At 60.7% G+C, this 1,547-nt stretch carries 3 protein-coding genes; all 3 read right to left on the bottom strand.

Annotation, left to right across the window (positions count from 1 at the left end; genetic code table 11):
* Positions 1-246 precede the first annotated feature (246 nt).
* The gene (locus tag AC1D01_RS34145; protein WP_477873895.1) at positions 247-714 is read right to left on the bottom strand and encodes a hypothetical protein; all 468 of its coding nucleotides are present in this window, start codon (positions 712-714) and stop codon (positions 247-249) included.
* Between the two features lie 198 nt (positions 715-912).
* Positions 913-1,278 carry a hypothetical protein gene (locus AC1D01_RS34140; protein WP_477873894.1) on the bottom strand — a complete coding sequence of 122 codons (366 nt, stop codon included), beginning with the start codon at positions 1,276-1,278 and terminating at the stop codon, positions 913-915.
* A 103-nt stretch (positions 1,279-1,381) separates the two neighbouring features.
* Positions 1,382-1,547 (bottom strand): transposase domain-containing protein (locus tag AC1D01_RS34135; protein ID WP_477873896.1); only part of this gene is annotated, 166 nt, incomplete at its 5' end.

Here is a 1,547-nt window from a genome sequence, read left to right as displayed (position 1 = left end):
CTCCGTYGCCGAAGCGAACGTGCCATCGACGACGTACCACTTGCCCAGCTCGAGACCGTCGAGCTGCGGARCAAGTTCTGCAGTGACCACGAACGAATCGACAAGAGTGAGCAGCGATTCCACGGGCCACAGTGTACGCATGCAGGTGCGCTCSGAGCTGCTCTCCGATTCGGGACCGAGATTGGGGCCCGTGGGCCACCGGCCGATCGTCAAAGCAGCCGGTCGCGAAGGGCTGCTCGTGRCCGACTACAGACGCTTGCCGCCTGTAGCGCTCTCGAACCCTTCGATGAGCCGGCTAAGCTCCGCACGCTCGTCGTCTGCCATCGAGTTCGCACAGTCTGCAAGCGCGCCATGGACAAGGTAGTACTCCGTCTCATTTTTGATTCGGCCTCGCTTCAGGATCTTTCGAAATGCGCTGCCATACCGGTGAGCAATCTCGTAGAACCCGACTAGCCCGCTCCCTCGAAGGGCAGCATCAAGTGCATGGGCGACGCCAGCCTTGTCTTCGAGGCTCTGAACGGTGTCATTTGCGGCCTGCCGCAGACCTTCGAGCGCCTTGGAGCGCCCGTGCTCCTCGGCGATGCGCTTCAGCGTTGTCGTCGTATGAATGGGGCTCGCTGGGTCGACACCCAGAACATGGGTGGTAAAGAAATCCAAGTAGCCCGAAAGCTCCTCGTATTCCTTCTCGCGCTCTGGGGACATCGGTCGTGCCATCGGCCAATGCTAACTTGTGCCCGGCAGTCGCTACCGATGTGAGCTGCTCGGAAGCAGTCGCCCGCGGAGGACCGCTTGTGGCCGGCTCCAGGCATTCGACCTCGTAGCACGCACTCCAGACGACTACACCAAGCCAAAGTATTTCCTGAGCGGGAAGGTGGCCACTCAAAGCTTGTTTTCATCGACCGGCCCGCATACCTAGTGGCGGTTGCCTGCAAGGCGGGTCGGGCATTGAGCGCGCTCGAAATCCGCGGGCTGAAAGGCAACTGGAAACAAGTCGCAGAGAAGGTCACAGAATGCGTTGAACGAAGGCCCCCCGGGCCCAAAGGTGTCGATGAGCGCCGCGGCCCAACCCTGTGACCCGCTTGCTCCAGTACTTGTGCGAACGAGCTCCGTGAAGTGTGCATTAAAGGCTTCGTGGGTCCCCAGCGCGCCCGTTGCCGCAAGTGCGGCATCGAAGCCGTACAGCTGCATCTCCAACTGCCGTATGTCGTGATCGAGCATGTACATGCCGGGCCTTTGGCATGCCATGCGCATGAAGTCGATCGTCGCAGGATGGATCATTCTGATCGATATCCCTCTGTTCCTTCATCGTCATACGCGAACAGTCTTTACTGCCCAACCCTCGTGAGCGTCTGGCCGTCCCATCTTGACGGCGGTCAGTTGCTCAAGTCTGCGGCGGAGTCCACCGATGAGGCAACAGCTCTTCGAGTCGGCTATTGGGCAGCATCGGCAGCCGCTCCAACACGTCACGCAAGTAGGCCCAGGGGTCATGCCCGTTCAGACGTGCTGACTGCACCAGGCTCATGATGATGGCCGCTCGCTGACCCGCC

Source organism: Rhizobacter sp. P3_B12, from assembly GCF_056402895.1.
This window is presented reverse-complemented; position numbering and strand designations above follow the sequence as displayed.